The following is a 19693-nucleotide window of genomic DNA, read 5'->3' as shown; positions in this document are numbered from 1 at the left end:
CTACATGTCTCTGGTCTACACCGACCGCGTGCTCGAGCTCGGCGCGGTCCCCTCCACCGGCACCGTCGGAGACTCCTATGACAACGCGATGGCCGAGGCCGTCAACGGGCTGTACAAGGCCGAACTGATCTGGCCGCGCAAGCCCTGGAGAACCGTCGAGCAGGTCGAGCTCGCCACGCTCGAGTACGTGTGGTGGTGGAACAACCAGCGGCTGCACTCCGAGCTCGGCTATCGCACCCCTGCAGAGGTCGAGGCCGCGCACTACGCTGACCACGAAACGCCCGGACCGGCACTCGCCAGCCCCGGAAACCACTAGGAACCAAACCCAGGGCGAATCACGGCACCGAGCCCGTCCTTGACGGTGCGGTGCAGTACGTGGATGTGTTGTGGGTCTGCTGCGGAGAGTGCGTCGGCGATCCGGCCGGTGCCGTCCGGGGACGCGTCGTCGACGACCAGCAGGTGAACGTTTGGCGCCGCCTGCCGCAGCCGCGTCGCGGTCCGGTGGAGGTTTTCTGCTTCGTTGTAGGTCGGCATGACGACGATGGCAGCCATGCCGGCGGTCTGCCTTGTCATCCGGCTTCTACCATTTCCGTTTCGTCCGGTGCGGCCTCGACCGGGTCGCTGCCGTCGTCGTTTTCGAAGGGATGGTCATGTCCGATGGGGCATTCGCATAGGACGGAGATTTTCTCACCGGGGCTTTTGATGAGGGTGAAGATCTCGCGGTGAGCGCCCGGTGGCAAGAGCGTTGTGCGCGGCCGGTGCTTCTTGATGTGTTGAGTCATGGTGTCCTCCGATCCTGGGTGTCGTTCAGCTCGCGTGCTCTTCCCGTGGGCTCCGATTCCGCGGTGGCACAGGCCGGTCGAAGTCGCGCGGCCGCGCTGCGAGACGGAAGTGGTGTTTGATGGCTGCGAGTGCCCGTGCGGCGGCGCGGCCGTCTCCGTATGGGTTCACGGCGCGGCTCATGCGCGCGTAGTGGGTGTTGTCGTCGAGCAGCAGGGCGAGTTCGCGGGCGATGTCCTCCTCGCGGGTTCCGACCAGTCGTGCGACCCCGGCGGCGATCGCTTCAGGGCGCTCGGTGGTGTCCCGTGTGACGAGCACGGGCTTGCCGAGGCTTGGCGCCTCCTCTTGGATGCCGCCGGAGTCGGTGACAACGCAATACGCGGCGTCGAGCAGGTGGCAGAACTGCGGGTAGTCCAGCGGCTCGATGAGGATGGCCCGATCGAAGCTGCGGAAGGCGGGCTCTATTTCCTGTCGCACGATCGGGTTGGGGTGCAGGGGCGCCACGATGGTGACGTTCGGGCGCTGCGTGGCAACCTGTGCGAGGGCGTGTGCGGTGCGGGCCAGGCCCCCGTCCCAGGATTCGCGCCGGTGCCCGGTCAAGACGACCAGGCGCTGCCCGGCGCGCACGGCGTTCTCGATCCGCGGGTCGGTGAAGGTCGCTGGCTGTGCGACGGTGTGCAGCAGTGCGTCGATGACGGTGTTCCCGGTCACGGTGATCGCGGATGAGGGCACGTTCTCGGCCAGCAGGTTCTCCCGCGCCGATGGGGTCGGGGCCAGGTGCAGGGAGGCGAGCTGGCCGGTCAGGCGCCGGTTGCCTTCCTCCGGCCAGGGCGCGAGCATGTCTCCCGAGCGCAGGCCGGCCTCCAGATGCACCACGGGGATCTTGGCGTAGTACGCCGCGAATGCGGCTGTCGTGGAGGTGGTGGTGTCGCCGTGCACGAGGACCGCGTCCGGGCGGGTCTGGTCGAGGACCTTGGCGAGCCCGGAGAGGGCCGCTGCGCCGATGTCGGCGAGGCTCTGCCCTGGCCGTCCGATGTCGAGGTCGACGTCGGGAGTGATGCCGAAGAACGCGTTGACGCTGTCGAGGAGCTCGCGGTGCTGCCCGGTGACGGTCACGTGCACCGCCAGCTCCGGGTCGGCCTGCAGCGCCCGGATCACGGGGGCGACTTTGATCGCCTCGGGACGCGTGCCGTACACGACCATGATGAGAGGCTCAGACCGCACCGGTGACCTCCACGATCCGCATTGCAGGCACGGGCGGTGAAGCAGGCTCCGGGTTGCGCAGGAGCAGGATCAGAGCCGGGATCCACACCAGGCAGAGGGAGGACATGAACGTGGCCACGATCATGTGCTTGTAGATCTCGGACTCCCCTTCCGAGAGCATCACTGTCCAGAACTGCAACCAGAGCGCCACGGCGAAGAACACGGTGGCCGCACCGAACCCGGTGCGGGCAGGACCGAGTCTTCGGCGGGAGGCGACCGCCAGGCCGAGAACCAAAGTGACCAGCTGAAGTATCAGGATCAGCAGCGGCACGGCGGCGAAGACGACGGAGATGCCTTCGATGGGAGGGAAGCGATGCTCCTTCGTCCACGGCTTGTGCCCGCTGCCTGCGGTGTAGGAGCCGATGTACCCCAGCACCGGGTGCGCGATCGCGTCCAGCCCCCGGTCGGCCATCGACACCAGCCGGTCGGGATGAGCGAGATAGAACAGGATGATCTTCTCCTGGCTGACCTTCTGCAGGAACTGCGGGTAGTCGGCGTCGTAGATCGCCGCATTCGGGGAGGCCACGGTCGTGCCGGAGCTCGAGGCGAAGTCCGCCGGCAGCCCCAGCCACGCGAGATCGGCTTTCGGGTCGGGACTGTGCGGCAGCATCTCGACGAACACCGCGTTGTACAGGTTCAGCTCGCTGAACCGTTTGGGCTGGCCTAGCGTGTAGGCGCCGGTAACGCCGACCAGCGCGGCGACCGCGATCATGGCCGGCACCCGCAGCAGGATGCCCCGCCGCAGCGTGCGACCGCGGGACCCCGGTGCGGCGGCACGCACCCGCCGCCGGGTGCGGTAGGGACGCCACAGCAGCGCGACGGCGATGACCGGCAGCATCGAGATCATCTGGGTCTTCGCAGTGATCGTGACCATGCAGGCCAGGGTGACCAGCAGGATCCCCAGCCAAGTGACATGCTCTCTGCGCCACAGGAACATCAACGCGACCAGGGTGGCGAACACTCCGAGGAAGCACGCCGGCTCGCTATAGGGAGAGATGAAGAAGTCGGCGAAGACCCCGTCGTCCATCACCGCGGTAGCGGCGGCGGCGATCAGGATGCGGAATCCCACCCGCCCAGGGAGCTGGGTGACGAACAGAGTCAGCAGGACACCGAACACGAGGACGCACAGCACCCCGACCGCGCGGGTGTCCAGGCCCGGCCCCCAGCCGAGCAGCGGGGTGATCCACTTCGCCGGCCACAGCAGCAGAGACTGGGAGGAGTAGTACGGCTCACCTGACCCGCCTGCCCCGCAGGACTCTCCGAACCACTGGTGCGGAACCCAGGAGGTGTAGATGTACTGGGTGAACTTCGTGTAGTCGAACGGAGCCTGGTTGGCCACGCCGAGCTCGCACACGAGCCGTTGCCCGTCTCCCTGGTCGCCCATGCCGACCACGGTGGGAACGAACAGGTGCAGCAGCAGCGCGCCGCAGGCACCGAGGCCGCACAGAACCGCCACCAGCCACATCGGCTGCGACGTCGCTGAGGCCGGCCCCGGCAGCAGCAGGCGGCCAACCCAGCGCCGCAGGCCGGCCAGCCGAGGGTAGGCCCTGCGCGTCGGCGGCTGCGGTCCCTGGCTCTGGGGGCTCTCAGTCGTTGTGCGCAAGAAGGACGCCGGTGATGTCGCCATGACTGCTGTCACCCCCGATCGCGCAGTGCAGCGAGTACGTGCCGTTGCTCTCGGCCGCCACGACTCCCGTGACCTCCAACTGGTCCTTCTTCATCACGGCGCTGCCGGCGAACTGCGTGGCGTACGGAGAGCACAACCGGGTGACCTGGGCCTGGGTAGCCGTGGCGCCGCTCAGCATCAGCCAGGCGTTGATGTCCTGGCTGCTGTGCGGCTTGTCACAGGTGGTCGACGTCCCCGTCAGAGTCCAGGCGCCACCGGGTAGCGGCTTCTGCCGATAGCAGGTGCGGATCATCGCAGAGCCGGGCTTTGACATCACACCCTTGAGGCTGAAGCCGATCGGCCGCGGTGCGCCGCCGGAGCCGTTGACGGACACATCGCAGCTGGCCTGACGTGAGCCGCCCTGCCAGGCGGCATCATTCGGGAAATATGCGTGGATGGACACCCCGGTCACCGAGTCGCGTGCCCCGGCGCCGAGGAAAGCCCGCAGCGCGTCGACCGTGCACATCGTCGACGTCAGGCTTTGCAACGCCTCCTGGTCAGGGCGGGTCCTCCACGAAGCGAACTTCCCGACGACCTGCCCGACGGCGAAAGTCTGCACGGTGTGCGTGCTCGTGCACGACACCGCAGGGTTCGCATCGCTTGCCGCCGTCACCTCCTGGGAGTACTGAAGGTCATGACACACCCCGAGCCGAGCGTCGGCGGTGGAGGCCCCCGGCTGCGTCTCGTCGCACCCCGCCAGGGCCGCGGCAGTCAGACATACCCCGAGCGCCAGCATCACCCACTGCACCATCCGTCTTAGCTTCGGTTTCATGCGGTGTGACGCCGGGAAGATCGGGGCCTGCGGGTCGCGATCCACAACAGCAGGATGAACGCGGCAGCGAAGCCGAAGATCACCAGCAGCGAACCCAGATACTCGTGAACGAGATCGAAACCCGACCGCCCCCAGCGCTGCATCGCCGCCGCTGCGGCCGCATACCGGGCGAGGTTGCATGCTGCCGCCAGCGCAAGCGCCAGCAGCAGACCGAACGTCACCCGCACAGCCCGGAAAGAGGGCATCAGCAGCAGGATCCCGGCCAGAGCGAGCAGCGGGGTCACGAGCACGACCGTCGAGCACAGCGTCGTGATCACGATGCCCTCGACATCGCCGGTGCCCAGACCGAAGTAGACGATGCTGCCGGCGCTGTTCGTGTGCCCGGCCGTGACGAGCTGAACCACGCGGGCCGTCACCGCCGCCTCGATCGCGCGGAACCCGGCCTGCTCCACGACCAGGAACACCGCGGAAGCCAGCAGGAGTAGCCCTGCGGCGGTATGCCACGGCCGCGGGCTGGTGTCGCGGGCAGGTGCGGAGCCGACGGTGTGGTCTGCGGTCATGGGGTCAGGCCTCCTTTGCCAGAAGCTGACGGTCGGCCTCGGCGTTGCGACGGGTCTTCGCCCACCCGTTCTTGCCGGTGATGAGCCGGCCAAAGGCGCGCAGCACGCACGCGTAGCTCTGGTACATGTACAGCCAGTAGCCGCCGCCCCACGCGATCGCGGTCAGCCAGGAGGCACCGGCAGCGGCACGGCTGCGGTAGAAGAACGGCCAGATCGCGAACGGGACGATGCCGGTCAGCACGATCAGCGGCAGGATCCACCACGACGCTTCCAGCCAGGCCAGGAAGCTTCCGGAGGTGAGGGTGCCCTGGGCGATCATGGTGATGAACACGGTCGGCCACAGGAACACGCCGATCAGCTGCAGGAACGGCATGAGGAGGAAGTAGCTGGCCTCCAGCGCTCCCGCATTCGTGATCGACGGGGACGCGAAAATCTCCGGCAGATACCGGGCGCACTGCATGCCGCCCTGGCACCACCGGGTCCGCTGCGTCAGCAGCCGCCGAGTCGACGGGAGCCCCTCCTGCTCTACATGCGTGTCGTGCATGTACACGTTGTGATAGCCGGCGAGCATCACGTGCACGCCGAGCTCATAGTCCTCCAGCAGGGAACCATGCCACGGGCTGCCGGAACTCGCAGCGATCCGGTCCAGAGCACTCAACCGGGTGAACTGGCCGTTGCCGCCGAGCCCAACGGACAGCGTGCGGCCACGCAAGCACTGCATCGCCGCGATCGTGGTCCGGAACTCGATGTCCTGCATCCGCACCAGATACCGCCCCCACCACTGCCGGAACCAGCCCGCGTCCCCCGGCGCCGGCCGTTCCGAGTTCCTGTTGGACATCCACACGGCCGCCTGCGCCGCACCGGTCTCCGGGTCCCCGAACGCGGTCGGCCCGGCAGCCTGACGAAGAGCGTTCGGCGCAAGCCTCCCGTCGGCGTCGACCACCACAACGACGACCTCGCTGCGGTCAGTCTCTTCCGGAAGCCACGCGGACAGCGCCCGGTACGCGGCATTCAAGGCGTCGCCCTTACCGGTACGAGCTTCCGGGCGGCGACGGGAGACCAGGTGGACGCGCTCACTGACGTCCATCCGTGCTCGCACCACCTGCGCGGTGCCATCGTCGCTGTCGTCGTCGATGACCCACACCTGCACGGAAGGGAACTGGTCGCAGAGCCGATCGATGGTCCGCCCGATCACGGCCTCTTCGTCCCGGCAGGGAACGAAGACGTGCCAGGAGAACCGGTCTGGGTCGCCTTCCTCATCCGGCCTGCGTCGCAGGAACGGGATCATGATCACCAGCACGTAGGCCAGGAAGACCACGAGAAGGACGAACGCCAGAGCCTGTGTGGATTCGCTCGCGCTCAACTTGCTCTCTCACCGTCGTCAAATCAGAGAAAGGGGCAGGCGCACTGTGGGGGGGAGAAGCGCCTGCCCCTCCGAAAGGGACGGCCCCTACCCGATCAGGGCCGCCCCATGAACCGGCAGCACCCCTCAGGCGTCCGAAGACGCGCGCTGCCGGCGGTTCCGGTACACGATCCGCGCGAACACGAATCCCGCCACCAGAACGCCGATGCCGATCAACAGATACGGCGCGATCGAGAACTGAGAGCTGGCGACCAGCGCACCGCCCGTGAGGACAGACGGCCCGGCGCCACCCCCGATCTTGCCTCCGTACATGTCTCGGCTCCCTTACGCGGCCGTCGCCAGAAGACGACGCCTCCGCAGCAGCCCAGCCAGGAACCAGGCTCCACCGCCAAGAAGCGCCACACCGCCCGCAATGCCCGCACTAGACGGGTTGATCAGCGGTACTGCGACCGGGCCGGCGTTCGGACCCACCGTGGCGCTAGCCAGGTCAACCGATGCCAGCGAGCCATTCGGGCCGACACCGACCCGCAGCGCCGTCTCCGTGAACGAGCCATCGCTGTTATGCGTCTGCACATTCACCGCCAGCTGCGCCAGAGCGGTGATTGCCGCGCCCAGCGGGCCCTCCAGAGTGTCCGTCAGCCCCGACAGGATCGGGTTGACCACCGCCTGCGCCGTCGCGATCGCGGCAGACAGCACCGCACCTCCGAGGCCCAGGCCGCCGACCGCGTTCTGAAGCGTGTTCAGGACACCGTTGACGGCGTTCGTGACCGCGGTCACCACCGCGGCCGGAACATAGGTCAGCAGGTTCGTACCCGGTGGGAGATCGTTGATGCTCGTCACACCCGCCGCGTCCAGCAGATCCTGCAAGGTCAGCGTGACCGTGCCATCGGAGTTGATCGGGTCCGCCACGTTCACACCGAGGCCGCTGGCAACACCCAGGAGTGTCTGCAACGGCGTGTTCAGCGAGGCGAGAACCGGCGAGAGAACGCTGCCACCGACAGTGATCCCTGCATTGGCGAGGGTGTACTGGCCGCTCTGATCTCCAGCAGCAGTCTCCTGCGCGGACGCGGCCAGAGCACCCAGCGTGACATTCAGGCTTACCGGGTCGGTCGAACTTCCCAAAGCGATCTCCGCCGTGCTGTCCGCGGTCGGCGCGCCGACGTTCGACGGCGTCACCGTGCTCACACCGATCAGACTCGGAGCCTGTGACACCGCACCAGAGAACGCCGACGACGAACCGTCATCATTCGCCTGCGCGTACTGGCCGACAGCACCCAACTGGATGATGCCGTTGTCACCAAACAGATTGGTCGTACCGGCCTGCAGGCCCACCAAACCCGCGATCGCCGAGGCATCCAGCGGAGTATCCGAAGTCACATCCCCGGAACCGTCCGAATCCACCGCCGTCGCACCCTTCAGCGCAACCAGCGAATCCAGAACACTGCTACTTAACAACGAAGTCGTGACGAGGCGACCATTCGCCTGCGACACGACAGGAGCCGCATTCGCGGCCGACGGAACAACGAGAGCAAGGGCCGCCCCCAAGGCGATGGAGGCGACAGCTACAGATCTAGCCCCCCCCCCCCCCGCAAGAAGGGTCGCCGAATGAACGACTTCCCCTCGCGAGAATCACTGCGCAACATCAGAACCTCTTCCATTTAGAGTCGAGCGGACGCACCACACCCAACGACGGGTGGCCGTGTCCCGCTGAGTGGTGGAGTTTCTCGACACCGTGCGGGTCAGCTTGGTTTGATCATGCAGCTTTGAGTTCGGGGATGGCCACCTCCTCGGTCGGCTCGGTGAGGAGCTTCATGGACTGCTCGCTGAAGTAGCGGCGGTCTGAGGCGTCCCATTCGTCGTGCTGCTCGACGAGCACCGCGCCGGCCAGGCGCAGGAGCGCGGCGGGGTTGGGGAAGACGCCGACGACGTCGGTGCGGCGCTTGATCTCCTTGTTCACGCGCTCCAAGGGATTGGTTGACCAGATCTGCCGCCAGTGGGCTTGCGGGAACGCGGCGAACGCGGTGATGTCATCCCGGGCTTCCTCGAGCATCGCGGCCACCTTCGGGTGGGATCTCTCGAGCATGCGGGTGACCTCACCGAGCTGGGCCATCACGTGCTCGGCATCGGGCTGGGCGAAGATCGTGCGGATGATCGAGGCGACCATCTGCCCGGCCGCCTTCGGCACCTGGGCGAGGACGTTCCTGAGGAAGTGCACCCGGCACCGCTGCCAGGCGGCGCCTTGGAAGACGGTCTGGATCGCGGCGATCAGCCCGGTGTGCGCGTCCGAGATCGCCAGCTGCACCCCGGAAAGCCCGCGGGCCTTCAGGGTGCGCAGGAACTCGGTCCAGAACGCCTGCGACTCGGTATCGCCGACCTCGAAGCCGAGCACCTCCCTGCGCCCGTCGGAGGCGATGCCGACCGCGACGACGACGGCCTGCGAGACGACCCGGTGGTTCACCCGCGCCTTGCAATACGTCGCATCGAGGAACACGTACGGGTACGCGCCTTGAAGCGGCCGGTCCCGGAACGCCGCGACCTCCTCGTCCAGGTCGGCGCAGATGCGGGAGACCTCGGACTTCGATATCCCGGTATCGGCCCCCAGCGCCTTGACGAGGTCATCGACCTTCCTCGTCGAGACGCCATGCAGGTAGGCCTCCATCACCACGGCGAACAAAGCCTGATCGACCCGCCGCCGCCGCTCCAAAAGCGACGGGAAGAACGAGCCGGTCCGCAGCTTCGGGATCTTCAGCTCCAACTGCCCCGCCGTGGTCTCCAGCACCCGCGGCCGGGTGCCGTTGCGCACCGCGCGGCGCTCGCTGGTGCGCTCGTACGGGGCGGCGCCGATGAACGCGGCGGCCTCCGCGTCGATCAGCTCCTGGTAGAGCGTCTCGGTCGCTTTCCTGATCCGATCCGAGACATCCGTGAGTTTCAATTCCCCGAGCAGCTCGAGGAGGGCAGACTGGTCCAGAGCCATCGTGCCTTGTGTCCTTCCGTGAGATTCCTAGACAGTTCTCACTGACCATCGCACGATGGCTCACCACGTTCACGACGCGGCACGCGGTTGCCTTTCACACCACCACACGGGACGCGGCCCGACGGGTTCGGCGACCAGCTATCGATTCCAAAAGTATAGGCGAGCGGAACCTACAGTTTGTGTAGGTTTCGGTGCTTGAAACCTCTGACGGTTTCGCCGGGGAGCAGCGGGCGATCAACCGACTGCGCCCCGGAAACGATCGGTTTTGACAGGTTATCGACCAGGTCGCGACGCGCCCACGGCCCACGATGCAGAACCCCGCATCGAAACTCTGCGAGCCGCATCCGTTGCTCGGTAGCGGACCCCCTTGTGAAACACGAGCGGCGCCGATGTGTAGGAATTGGCCGTCTTCCGTGGAATCCGTGACCGGAATCGACGACAAGTACCGTGGAATCCCCCGTGCCATGGGCCGAGCCTGGGCGCAGCCTGCGCCGCGATCACCCTCGGCGGTGACGGCGCGGTCTTCGCCGCTGCGCCCGAATCCGGCTCACCGGACATCGTCCGTGTGCCGGGAGAACGGGTTCACGTCGCCGACACGATCTGTTCCGCCCCGGGTTTAGTGGAGGCTCGGTAGCGCCGCTTCGACGGTAGCCGGAGCGGGGTTGTGTCGGTAGTGGTCTTGTTCGAACTCGACGGGTGGGACCATGCGAAGTTCGCCGTGGAGGCGTCGGTGGTTGAACCAGTCGATGTACTCGACGGTTGCGATCTCGAGGTCCTCGAAGCCGCGCCACGGCCCCTTGTTGCGGCCCAGTTCGGCCTTGAAGATCGAGTTCACCGCCTCCGCGAGGGCACTGTCATAGCTGTCGCCTTTGGACCTGACGGACGCGACGGACGCGACGGACGCGACGGACGCGACCGCACCGGCCTCGGCGAGCCGGCCCGTATAGCGGATTGCCCGATACTGGCCCTATTCAACCGGTCGTCGCAACAGTTGCTTGTGAGGCCGAGCGCAGTTGGTCGGCGAAGGCTTCGGCGGGGGGTCGCCAGCCGAAAATGCGACGTGGTCGATTGTTGATCGCTTCGGCGATGGCGGCGACTTCCGCGGCGCTCCAGCGAGACCCGCCAGATCCTCTCCTCGCACAGCACGACAGCGACGGGCGCAATTGTGGTATTGCGGCAGTGGCGTCATGCTCGTCGCCACCGAAGATGGGTCGTGGACGGTCCCAGCCAACCGAGCCGTGTTGATTCCGCCGGGCACGTGGCACGAGGTGCGGTTCCTCGACGTCACGACGTGGAGACTGTACATCCATCCCAACGCGATGCCCTGGTGGCCCTCCGTCTGCACCGTCGCCGGCGTCAGTCGGCTGCTGCGCGAGCTTCTGCGGACGTCGGTCGACTTCCCGACCCCTATGACCTTAACGGGCGCGAAGGCGCGATGATTCAGTTGATCCTGCACGAACTCCGGCGAATCACGCCCGTTCGGCTGCACATCGCATTGCCGGTTACGGAGCCGCTTGGCGCGTTGTGCTGCGCGTACCTCGTAGCACCGTCCGCGCGCACAGCGAACGAGGACTGGGCGCAGGAGTACGCGATGAGCGAGCGGACTCTGGATCGGCGTTTCCGTGAAGCGACGGGGTTGAGCCCGGCGGCGCGGCGGCCCGTGCGCGTCTGCAGGGGAGCCTGCCGCTGCTGCGGCGGTCTACCGTGACCGAAATCTCCGGACGGCTCGGCTACGCATTGCCTGCCGCGTTCACAGCCGCGTTCACCAGGACGTTCGGCGCGCCGCCCTCGTCCTACCGATGAAGAGCCTCCAGGCCGACGCGGTGCCCAGGTTCCCGCAGACGGAGCATTTCCACGGGTGTCCAACGTCGTGGAACCAAGACCGCACATATCGATTTCGATCGAGCGCGACTGCCGACGTCCAGGATTCGACTGTGGGACATAGTGACGAGCCCCAGACGACGGATCGGCACCTGGGGCTCGTGTATGTGCGCGCGATGCGACCGAGTTACGCCGAGTCGCCGGGGAGGACCGGGATCGCAGAGTAGGGGTGCGCCTCGATACGCACAGGCGGTTCGGCGAGCAGACCGATGATCTCGTCCCGCAGCTCGTCAGCCAGAGGACTGTTCTCGTAACCGTCCTTGGCCTCGACGGAGCGGAACACCTCAATGTTCCACAGCACGTCCGGGTCGGCATCCTCGCGCAGCATGATGAACCGGTCCGAGGAATCGGACTTCGCCATGCCGACCGTGGCGAGGTGGAACAGGCGATCACCCATCCCCGGCTTGGCGCGCATCTTGATGATGTAGGCGGGCTGATCCTTGAGGGCCATGGTGACTTCTCTTTCGTTGTTGGAACCGTGTTCCAGAAGTATGGAACGTAGTTCCAACATGTGTCAAGATGATCTCGTGAGCGACGTATGGCAGCGACCCGAACGCAGGTCCGATGCGCTGACGAAGGCCCGGATCGTCGAAGCGGCGATCACGATCCTCAACGCCGGCGGGGCCGACGCGTTGACGTTCCGGGCCCTCGCCGCGGATCTGTCGACGGGCGCTGGTGCGTTGTACCACCACGTCGCGAACAAGGGTGAACTGCTCTCGGCTGCGGCGGCCGAGATGATGGCCGAGGTCCTCGCGGACGCGGGGAGCACGGATCCTGCCACGAGCATCCGCGCGTTGACCGCGGGGGTCTTCGACGAGATCACCGCGCACCCGTGGTTGGGGTCGCAGCTGGTCGCAGCGCCATGGCAGCCGGCCGTGCTGCAACTCTTCGACCGCATCGGCTCTGAGGTCACCGCCCTCGGCGTGCCGGAGGCGGCGCAGTTCGATGCAGCTTCTGCGCTTGTGCACTACATCCTCGGCGTCGCGAGTCAGTACGACGCCAGCCAGCACCTTGACCAGGCTGACGCTGATCGACCGGGGTTCATCGCGTCGTCGACGTCACCGCTGGTCGGGCCGGACAGCGAGCGGTACCCGTTCCTGGTGCGGATCGAGCAGCAGCTCGTCGAGCACGACGACCGTCAGCAGTTCTACGCGGGGATCGAGATCATCCTGACCGGCATTGCTGCGCTCCGCGACACCGAGCGCGATTCCGCTGTGGGTGGTGTGCAGCGTCAAGAACACCCTTGCGAGCAACTGCATGCACGTACCGACAACAGGCACTGACTGCCCGACGATGTACTGCCGGTAGTTCCGGACCCGAAGTGACGACGACGCGTCAACATTGCCGATGGACGTGCTGCCCGTCGGGACGGACTACCCGCCGGACCACCTGCTCGCTCGGCACGAGCACCGGTGTGCGCAGCTGCTGTACGGCCGCAGCGGGACCATGCTCGTAGCGACCGACGATGGCTCGTGGACCGTCCCTGTGGACCGGGCGGTCCTCATCCCGCCGGGTGTGGCTCACGAAGTGCGGTTCCTCGACGTCACGACGTGGAGCCTCTACATCGAACCCGACGCCGCCCCGGTACGACAGCTCGCGTTTGTCTACCGTCCCGCGGTCGTCCTCAACGCCGTCAACGCCTGGCTACATCAATTACAAGACACGCCCTAGCGGCAGGCTGATGAGCGCTGACGAGAGCAGTGAGCTGATCTGGGTGGAGCGTGCGATCTCAGGCAGCACCGGGCCGACCGTGGTGATGGCCGCGCGCAGGTTACCCGCGACAAGAAGGATCCCGATAAGAACCAGCAGCGCCGACGGGCGGATACGCACCCGTCGCGAATCGGCTGATACGGGCAGGGTGTCAGTGTGAAACATCGTGTCTTTCTTGAAAGCTGGATCCGCAGACTATTCGACCAGCGTCGGCAGTGGTGCAGGACCCCGCAGCCATGATGAGGTTGGTGGGCTCAGGGCAGGTCACGCAGATTCGGAGCCGAGGGGGTGTGCACTCGTTACTGCCGTTTCCAGTAGCTCCTCGCGTGGATGGCACTGCGGGGCACACCCGCCCGGCGTAGCCGGGTCACGAGCGTGTGCGTGAAAGATCGCTCCCCCGCGATGCCGACCAGGTCGGGAACCAGCGGGAGGCTGTCCGCGAGAACTGTTGACGCGAATGCCTCCCCTGATGCGCTTTGCCCTTCATGCGTCGGCACAGAGACGACCGTGACGTGGTCGGTAGATCCATCTGCTCCTCTCGTCGCCACCGTGCGGGGAACGTACAGCGTTGTTGGCACTGCTGACGGCGTCTCTGCGGCGACGGCGAGAGCTGCGGGAGCGCCTGCTTCATCGGCGATGAGCAGCTGCCACCGGGTGCCGACGGGGACGTGGTAGCGGCGCCCGTTGTCGATGACATCGACTGTGGACCCGAGCGGTGCATCCTCCGCCCAGGTGCTGAGCGGACTCTCGCCGTGCAGCAGGATGTCGAAGTCGACCTCGAGCGCGTCCGCACGGTAACCGCTGACTGTGAGATGTCGACGGAGCGGACGGGTAAGCGCCGCTGCGAACCCCCACTGCGATGCCGCGCTCCACGGATCCGTGATCATCGGCACCATGTACCGCCACGCCTCTTCCTCAGGCCACGGGATCAGCAGCGTGCAACGCTGATCCCCGCCCCGATAACGGAAACCCTCTAGGCCGAATCCGCCCAAGGTCACGCGGACCGCCCTTTCCCCGATCGGACGACGCTCGACGAGCGTCAACTCGTGCTTGCGTCCGATAAGAGGGCGCACATCCCATGGCGGAGTGTGGCGGCGATCGCCGCTGCGGAGTGGAGACATAGAGTTCACCTTTCTGGACCGGCGACACCCATCGCCACCTTGATTAGGACACCCTAACTACAACTTGATTAGGTTACCCTATCCATGAACGAGGGTGCACGCCAAGTAAGAGAGGAGGCTAAGAGGATGCCGCCGCGCAGACACACCCGTCAGGACGTGATCGACGCCGCGCTGGAGCTGCTGAACGAACGCGGCTTGGACGCTGTCACCATCCGCGAAGTCGCCCGACGCATGCGGGTCAACGTGAACACCGTGTCGTTCCAGGTCGGCACAAAAGCCCGCCTGCTCGGGCTGATGTCAGACGCGGTACTGGCGCACCTCTCCCTGGAGGACCTTCCCGAGGACGGGTTTCAGCGCGCGGAGGAGATCCTCCGCCGCTACCGACACGTCCTGCTCACCTACCGCGACGGCGCCCGCCTCACCGCAGGCAACACACCGTTCGAGGAGAACACCCGCGACTTCACCGAGGAACTCGTGACCGCCCTCGGCAACGCGGGCGTACCCGACAAAGAAAGCACACACGGCATGTGGGCACTGTTCTACTTCCTGCTCGGCATCACCCAAGAACAACAGGCCACGCAAACACAAGCCGCCCCAGAAGAAGTTCCGCCCGCCGACAGATACCCGACTCTGCACCGGCTTCACTCACACCTTTTCTCCGCAGACTTCGACGCACGCTACGACTTCGGTGTCACCGCCATCCTCGCCCACCTCCGCCAAAGCATCCCGATATGAGGCTCTTCGGACATCCGGTGGGGGTAGGGCGCGCCTGGTGAGGTTCGGCGGGTAGGGGTCGAGGTCCCCGAGGATCAGAAGCGCTAACTCCCTGATCTTCACGAGGACCTCGACGTGCTTCACCCTACTTCGGGGTGCGCTTCCGCGCGCTCTGCCGCTGATTCGTGTTCCCGCTGCGACGTTCTGCTGGGTCTTCCCGATGTCCATGTCGAGCGCGTCGACCGTCGCGACGGGCTACTGGTGGTGACGGTCTCGACGCCAGCGGCGCCGACCGGCTGCCCCTCGTGTGGGGTCGTAGCTGTCGGCCGCGGACGCCGCCGACGGGTGCTTCACGATGTGCCCGCGACGACGCGGGTGCGGATCGTGTGGCGGCAGCGGGTCTGGCGGTGCGACGAGGTGGGATGCGCGCGGCGGACGTTCGTGGAGCAACTAACTCCCGGGTCTGGTCGCCCGGCGCGGGCCGATCATCAACCGAGCCATCGGCTGGGCGATCGGACAACTGCGGCGCGAACACGCCACGATCGCAGGACTTGCCCGTCAGCTGGGGACGTCGTGGAAGACGGTGTGGCGCGCTGTCGAGCCCGAGTTGGAGCGGCTCGCGGCCGACGAGTCCCGATTCGAGAACGTCACCACGCTGGGTGTCGATGAGCACATCTGGCATCACGTCGACCCCCGCAAGCTCGGTCCGAAGGAACTGACCGGGATGGTCGATCTGAGCCGCGACAGCACCGGAAAGACGCGGGCCCGGCTGCTCGACCTCGTTCCTGGCCGCTCCGGGAAGGCCTACGCGTCCTGGCTCGCCGAACGCGGCGAAGCGTTCCGAAGGAACGTGAAGGTCGCAGCGTTGGACCCGTTCGCCGGCTACAAGACCGCGATCGACGACAAGCTCGAAGACGCCACGGCCGTGCTGGACGCGTTCCACGTCGTCAAGCTCGGCACCGCCGCCGTCGACGAGGTCCGTCGCCGCGTTCAGCAGGACACCCTTGGGCATCGCGGTCGGAAGGGCGACCCGCTCTACGGGATCCAGACCATCCTCCGCGCCGGCGCCGAGAACCTCACCGAGAAGCAGCGGGCCAGGCTCGCGGCAGCGATCGAGGCCGATCCCGCGCACGACGAGGTGTTCGTCGCGTGGCAGTGCGCCCAGCAACTGCGTTCCGCCTACCACCAGAAGGACCTCGCCGAAGGGCGGCGGATCGCCGAGAAGGTCGTCGACACATTCCACACCTGCCCGATCCCCGAGATCGCCCGCCTTGGCCGCACCCTCCGCCGCTGGCGGGCTGCGTTCCTGGCCTACTTCACGACCGGACGATCATCGAACGGCGGAACTGAGGCCGTGAACGGGATCATCGAGCTTCACCGCCGCCTCGCCCGCGGCTACCGCAACCGCGGCAACTACCGGCTCCGCATGCTCCTCGCCGCCGGCGGCCTCACCCCATGCCCCCCACCGGATGTCCGAAGAGCCCTATTGCTGTGGGAGGGTGAGGATCTCGGCGCCATGGTCGGTGATGGCGATGGTGTGCTCGGTGTGGGCGGTGCGGCATCCGGTTGCGCTGCGCAATGTCCACCCGTCGTCCGGGTCGGTGATGAGCCGATCGGTGTCGGCCATCACCCACGGTTCCAGCGCCAGCAGCAGCCCCGGTCGCAGCCGGTAGCCGCGGCCGGGGCGTCCCTTGTTGGACACGTGCGGGTCCTGGTGCATCGTCGAGCCGATGCCGTGTCCGCCGAACTCGGTGTTGATCAGGTATCCCGCACGCGACAGCACCTGCTCGATCGCATGCGAGACATCCCCCAGTCGCGCCCCCGGGGTCGCGGCGGCGATCCCCGCAGCCAGCGCGCGTTCGGTGGCGTCGATCATCGCCACATCCTCCGGGTCGCGGGTCTCGCCCACGATGAAGCTGATCGCCGCATCCGCCGCGACCCCACCTTTCTTTACTGCCAGGTCGAGGGTGAGCAGATCCCCGTCCGCCAGGCGGTAGTCGTGGGGCATGCCGTGCAGCACTGCGTCGTTGACTGCGGTGCAGATGTAGTGCCCGAACGGCCCGCGCCCGAACGACGGCGCATAGTCGACGTAGCACGAGGCCGCTCCCGCCGCGTCGATCATCTCCCGCGCCCACTGGTCGATGTCGAGCAGGTTCGTCCCCACCCGGCACCGTGCCTTGAGGCTCTGGAGGATGTCGCCGACAACCCGGCCTGTGACTCGCGCCCGGTCCAGTTCACTTGCGGTGAGGATCTCGATCATCCGGCACCTTCCCACCAACAATCCAATAACTATCCCGGTAAGTGTATACCGGGATTAGTATTGGTGTCATGGTCAGGTTGCCGCTCACCAGAGAGGACGTGGCACGCGGGCAGCGCCTCGGGGAACTGCTCCGTCTCGCGCGCGGTTCCCGTTCGATCCTCGACGTCGCGGTCGAGGCGGGCATCTCTCCGGAGACGTTGCGCAAGATCGAGACCGGCAGGGTCGCCACTCCAGCGTTCCCTACCGTCGCTGCGGTCGCTATCGTGCTTGGTCTGTCGCTCGATGACCTGTGGGCCGAGATCAGCACACCTCACGGAGCGCCCCCGCAGGCGCGGACGTCAGCGCCGGCGTTGGTCCCCTCGCGCTGACGACTACGGCGTGCGAGCCTGCTGGCCTGGGGTGTTCATCGGGTCGTCTTGTCGTTGTCGCGTGGTGGGTGGCCGGAGAATGTTGCACGGTATTCGCTGGGAGTCACTCGGGTGGCGCGGCGGAACTGGTCGCGGAAGGTGCTCGGGCTGCTGAAGCCGACCTGTCGGGCGATGCGTTCGATGCTGTGGTCGGTGGTCTCCAGCAGTTCCTGCGCGTGCCGGATGCGAACGCCGGTGACCCATTCCATGGGGGCCTGTCCGGTCTCCTGGTGGAAACGGCGGGTCAGGGTGCGGATGCTCGTGTGAGCTGCTGTGGCGATGTCGGAGAGCGTGAGCGGGCGGTGGGCGTTCTCCTCGATCCACACCAAGACGTCCTCCAGGGTGGCGGTGCGGTAGGTGGGCGGGTTCCGGACGATGAACTGCGCCTGTCCTCCTGTGCGGTGCAGTGGTGCGACCGCAAGCCGTGAGGCGTGGGCGGCGACCGCTGCACCGAAGTCGCGACGGATCATGTGGAGGCACAGGTCCAGTCCTGCGGCAGCTCCTGCCGAGGTGAGGACTCGCCCGTTGTCGGTGTAGAGCACGTCCGGCTCGACGACGACCCGCGGGTACTGTCGCGCCAGCAGGTCGGTGGCAAGCCAGTGGGTCGTCGCACGCTGCCCGTCAAGAAGCCCTGCCTCCGCGAGCACGAACGCCCCCACACAGATCGAGGCGATGCGCGTTCCCGCCGCCGCTGCCGCACGCAGCGCTTCCGCGACACCGTCCGGGACGGGGGCTGCCGCTTCATTGCGTCCGGGGACGATGATCGTGTCCGCACGCTCCAGCGCTTCCAGACCCACGCCGGTGGCGATCCGAAGGGGGCCGGCGTCGACCGAGGGCGCTGACCCGGCGACGATCACCCGGTATGCGGGGCGCCCGTCCGGGAGTGTCACGCGACCGAACGTCTCCACCGCAGTGGCCAGATCGAACGCAATCGCATCGGGAAGGGCGAGCGCGACGACCGTGTGCATGCCGCAATGTTACTGGGCATTCTCGCGTGATAGTGCCCGCCAGGCCATGTGGCCAGATTCCGGTGATCATTGGCTATCAGGCCGATTGTGTCGGATCTGGTCGGGCCCGAGACTTGGTAGCGTCGCCGCCGTTTCCGCCAACGCAGAGGAGTTCTCGTGTCGATGTCCGTGCAGATCGTGCTGTTCGACGGGTTCGATCCACTCGACGTGATCGCACCGTTCGAGGTGTTCGTCGCCGGCAGCGAGTACTTCCTCGACAACGCGCTCGACATCGCCCTGGTCAGCGCGGAAGGCGCACGCGACGTCGTCTCCGGCTCGCAGAGCCTCACGCTCCGCGCGACCGCGACACTTGACCCCCACCGACCGGGGATCATCGTCGTGCCGGGCGCGTCCGGGCCCGTTGACGGTGACCCCGACCAGGGCGCCGAAACGATCCCGGTCCTCTTGGCCCGGTTCGCAGCGACCGGCGCGATCCCGCTCATCGCCCAAGCACTGCACAACCCCGACGTCCTGGTCGCGGCAGTGTGCGGCGGCTCGCTCGCGCTCGCGATGGGTGGGCTCCTCGAAGGCCGCAACGTCGTCACCCACACCCTCGGGATGCCGCTGCTCGAGGCAACCGGCGCGACCGCGGTGAACGCCCGCGTTGTCGACGACGGCGACCTCGTCACCGCTGGAGGCGTCACCTCCGGGCTCGACCTGGCGCTCTACCTGCTGGAACGGCAGTTCGGACCCCGGATCGCCCACTCCGTCGAGGAGTTGTTCGAGTACGAGCGGCGCGGCACCGTCTGGCGTGCCGAAGGGACAGCCCCAGCCACGGTGCCCGCGATCCCCGCGGCCTGACGTCCGGACCGGAGAACGAAAGGAACATCGAAGCGAATGAACCCTATCTGCGGCGACTGGCGGCTCCAGATGAAGACCCCCATCGGGACCATCGGGTCTGCTGCACGGATGGGTGACAGTTTCGGTTAGGCCGCGAGGGCCTGGGTTTGGTTCATGATGGTCTCGAACTCGATCGGGGTCAAACGTCCCAGGCGGGCCTGTCGGCGGCGGCGGTGGTAGGTCCGCTCGATCCAGGTGACGATCGCGATGCGCAGCTGGTCTCGGGTGGGCCAGGGGCGGCGGTCGAGGACGTTCTTCTGCAGCAGGCTGAAGAACGATTCCATGGCCGCGTTATCGCCGGCGGCTCCCACGCGGCCCATCGATCCGACCAGTCCGTGACGGGTCAGGGCGCGGGCGAACTTCCGGGAACGGAAT

General features: G+C 66.8%; 23 protein-coding genes and 4 pseudogenes. 9 read left to right on the top strand and 18 right to left on the bottom strand.

The features are described 5' to 3' along the window. The coding region (locus H563_RS16975) for an integrase core domain-containing protein (protein ID WP_022883196.1) at positions 1–316 on the top strand (316 nt) is incomplete at its 5' end. Here H563_RS16975 and H563_RS0113940 read toward each other — a convergent pair. The 12 genes and pseudogenes from H563_RS0113940 to H563_RS18350 all read right to left on the bottom strand — a co-directional run. After that, positions 313–552, bottom strand: coding sequence for a glycosyltransferase (locus tag H563_RS0113940; protein ID WP_081416328.1), 240 nt, complete (start codon positions 550–552; stop codon positions 313–315). The genes H563_RS16975 and H563_RS0113940 overlap by 4 nt on opposite strands. 17 nt (positions 553–569) lie before the next feature. After that, the gene (locus tag H563_RS18020) at positions 570–782 is read right to left on the bottom strand and encodes a hypothetical protein (RefSeq protein WP_155865271.1); all 213 of its coding nucleotides are present in this window, start codon (positions 780–782) and stop codon (positions 570–572) included. A 25-nt stretch (positions 783–807) separates the two neighbouring features. After that, on the bottom strand, positions 808–2004 hold the full coding sequence (gene wecB / locus H563_RS16970; RefSeq protein WP_281169789.1) for a non-hydrolyzing UDP-N-acetylglucosamine 2-epimerase: 1197 nt from the start codon (positions 2002–2004) through the stop codon (positions 808–810). Further along, the gene (gene wsfD / locus H563_RS0113930; RefSeq protein ID WP_155865268.1) at positions 1994–3670 is read right to left on the bottom strand and encodes a glycan biosynthesis hexose transferase WsfD; all 1677 of its coding nucleotides are present in this window, start codon (positions 3668–3670) and stop codon (positions 1994–1996) included. Before wsfD ends, wecB begins: the two co-directional genes overlap by 11 nt. Continuing rightward, positions 3630–4460 (bottom strand): septum formation family protein, encoded by an 831-nt coding sequence (locus tag H563_RS0113925; protein WP_022883192.1) that lies wholly within the window; start codon positions 4458–4460, stop codon positions 3630–3632. The genes wsfD and H563_RS0113925 overlap by 41 nt, the downstream gene beginning before the upstream one ends. Positions 4461–4477: 17 nt before the next feature. Next, complete coding sequence (xrtS, locus tag H563_RS18015; RefSeq protein WP_022883191.1) at positions 4478–5041, bottom strand: exosortase S; 564 nt, start codon at positions 5039–5041, stop codon at positions 4478–4480. Between the two features lie 4 nt (positions 5042–5045). Next, positions 5046–6404, bottom strand: coding sequence for a glycosyltransferase family 2 protein (locus H563_RS0113915; protein WP_022883190.1), 1359 nt, complete (start codon positions 6402–6404; stop codon positions 5046–5048). Positions 6405–6530: 126 nt separating this feature from the next. Beyond that, positions 6531–6716 (bottom strand): hypothetical protein, encoded by a 186-nt coding sequence (locus H563_RS0113910; RefSeq protein ID WP_022883189.1) that lies wholly within the window; start codon positions 6714–6716, stop codon positions 6531–6533. Positions 6717–6728: 12 nt separating this feature from the next. Then, on the bottom strand, positions 6729–7895 hold the full coding sequence (locus H563_RS0113905; RefSeq protein WP_022883188.1) for a PVV-CTERM domain-containing choice-of-anchor G protein: 1167 nt from the start codon (positions 7893–7895) through the stop codon (positions 6729–6731). Positions 7896–8157: 262 nt separating this feature from the next. Then, positions 8158–9378, bottom strand: coding sequence for an IS256 family transposase (locus H563_RS0113900; protein WP_022883187.1), 1221 nt, complete (start codon positions 9376–9378; stop codon positions 8158–8160). A gap of 616 nt (positions 9379–9994) precedes the next feature. Beyond that, a pseudogene (locus tag H563_RS18355) lies at positions 9995–10342 on the bottom strand (IS3 family transposase); the annotation flags it as partial. Between the two features lie 7 nt (positions 10343–10349). Next, positions 10350–10511: pseudogene (locus H563_RS18350) on the bottom strand (IS30 family transposase); the annotation flags it as partial. A gap of 30 nt (positions 10512–10541) precedes the next feature. On the opposite strand from H563_RS18350, the gene H563_RS18460 reads away from it, so the two are divergent. Together H563_RS18460 and H563_RS18455 are read left to right on the top strand one after the other, a co-directional pair. Next, positions 10542–10817: an AraC family ligand binding domain-containing protein gene (locus tag H563_RS18460; RefSeq protein ID WP_407635325.1), complete on the top strand. Its 276-nt coding sequence runs from the start codon at positions 10542–10544 to the stop codon at positions 10815–10817. A 205-nt stretch (positions 10818–11022) separates the two neighbouring features. Continuing rightward, positions 11023–11181: pseudogene (locus H563_RS18455) on the top strand (helix-turn-helix domain-containing protein); the annotation flags it as partial. Between the two features lie 205 nt (positions 11182–11386). Here H563_RS18455 and H563_RS17530 read toward each other — a convergent pair. Beyond that, positions 11387–11710 (bottom strand): putative quinol monooxygenase, encoded by a 324-nt coding sequence (locus tag H563_RS17530; protein ID WP_022883185.1) that lies wholly within the window; start codon positions 11708–11710, stop codon positions 11387–11389. Positions 11711–11786: 76 nt separating this feature from the next. Between H563_RS17530 and H563_RS16950 the strand changes: the two genes are divergently transcribed. Together H563_RS16950 and H563_RS0113875 are read left to right on the top strand one after the other, a co-directional pair. Next, positions 11787–12542: a TetR/AcrR family transcriptional regulator gene (locus H563_RS16950; RefSeq protein WP_211212400.1), complete on the top strand. Its 756-nt coding sequence runs from the start codon at positions 11787–11789 to the stop codon at positions 12540–12542. A gap of 64 nt (positions 12543–12606) precedes the next feature. Further along, complete coding sequence (locus tag H563_RS0113875) at positions 12607–12930, top strand: AraC family ligand binding domain-containing protein (RefSeq protein ID WP_022883183.1); 324 nt, start codon at positions 12607–12609, stop codon at positions 12928–12930. Here H563_RS0113875 and H563_RS0113870 read toward each other — a convergent pair. After that, complete coding sequence (locus H563_RS0113870) at positions 12913–13134, bottom strand: hypothetical protein (RefSeq protein WP_022883182.1); 222 nt, start codon at positions 13132–13134, stop codon at positions 12913–12915. The genes H563_RS0113875 and H563_RS0113870 overlap by 18 nt on opposite strands. Before the next feature lie 134 nt (positions 13135–13268). Further along, positions 13269–14090, bottom strand: a complete 822-nt coding sequence (locus H563_RS17525) for a siderophore-interacting protein (protein WP_081416323.1) — start codon at positions 14088–14090, stop codon at positions 13269–13271. Positions 14091–14216: 126 nt separating this feature from the next. Between H563_RS17525 and H563_RS0113860 the strand changes: the two genes are divergently transcribed. Together H563_RS0113860 and H563_RS17795 are read left to right on the top strand one after the other, a co-directional pair. Further along, on the top strand, positions 14217–14825 hold the full coding sequence (locus tag H563_RS0113860; protein ID WP_022883180.1) for a TetR/AcrR family transcriptional regulator C-terminal domain-containing protein: 609 nt from the start codon (positions 14217–14219) through the stop codon (positions 14823–14825). 114 nt (positions 14826–14939) lie between these two features. After that, positions 14940–16260, top strand: a pseudogene (locus H563_RS17795) (ISL3 family transposase); the annotation flags it as partial. A gap of 27 nt (positions 16261–16287) precedes the next feature. Here the strand turns inward: H563_RS17795 and map are convergent. Further along, a complete protein-coding gene (gene map / locus H563_RS0113855; protein WP_022883179.1) occupies positions 16288–17064 on the bottom strand; it encodes a type I methionyl aminopeptidase in 777 nt (258 codons plus the stop codon). A 68-nt stretch (positions 17065–17132) separates the two neighbouring features. Here map and H563_RS0113850 point away from each other — a divergent pair, with 68 nt between their 5' ends. Beyond that, positions 17133–17432 carry a helix-turn-helix domain-containing protein gene (locus H563_RS0113850; protein ID WP_027479476.1) on the top strand — a complete coding sequence of 100 codons (300 nt, stop codon included), beginning with the start codon at positions 17133–17135 and terminating at the stop codon, positions 17430–17432. Positions 17433–17467: 35 nt separating this feature from the next. Here H563_RS0113850 and H563_RS16940 read toward each other — a convergent pair whose 3' ends face one another. Then, positions 17468–18439 (bottom strand): GlxA family transcriptional regulator, encoded by a 972-nt coding sequence (locus H563_RS16940; protein ID WP_022883177.1) that lies wholly within the window; start codon positions 18437–18439, stop codon positions 17468–17470. A 162-nt stretch (positions 18440–18601) separates the two neighbouring features. On the opposite strand from H563_RS16940, the gene H563_RS0113840 reads away from it, so the two are divergent. Then, positions 18602–19279, top strand: a complete 678-nt coding sequence (locus tag H563_RS0113840) for a DJ-1/PfpI family protein (protein WP_022883176.1) — start codon at positions 18602–18604, stop codon at positions 19277–19279. A 125-nt stretch (positions 19280–19404) separates the two neighbouring features. Here H563_RS0113840 and H563_RS0113835 read toward each other — a convergent pair. After that, on the bottom strand, positions 19405–19693 hold a 289-nt coding region (locus H563_RS0113835; protein WP_022883175.1), incomplete at its 5' end, for an integrase core domain-containing protein.

Source organism: Gryllotalpicola ginsengisoli DSM 22003, from assembly GCF_000419445.1.
GTDB classification, from domain to species: domain Bacteria; phylum Actinomycetota; class Actinomycetes; order Actinomycetales; family Microbacteriaceae; genus Gryllotalpicola; species Gryllotalpicola ginsengisoli.
This window is presented reverse-complemented; position numbering and strand designations above follow the sequence as displayed.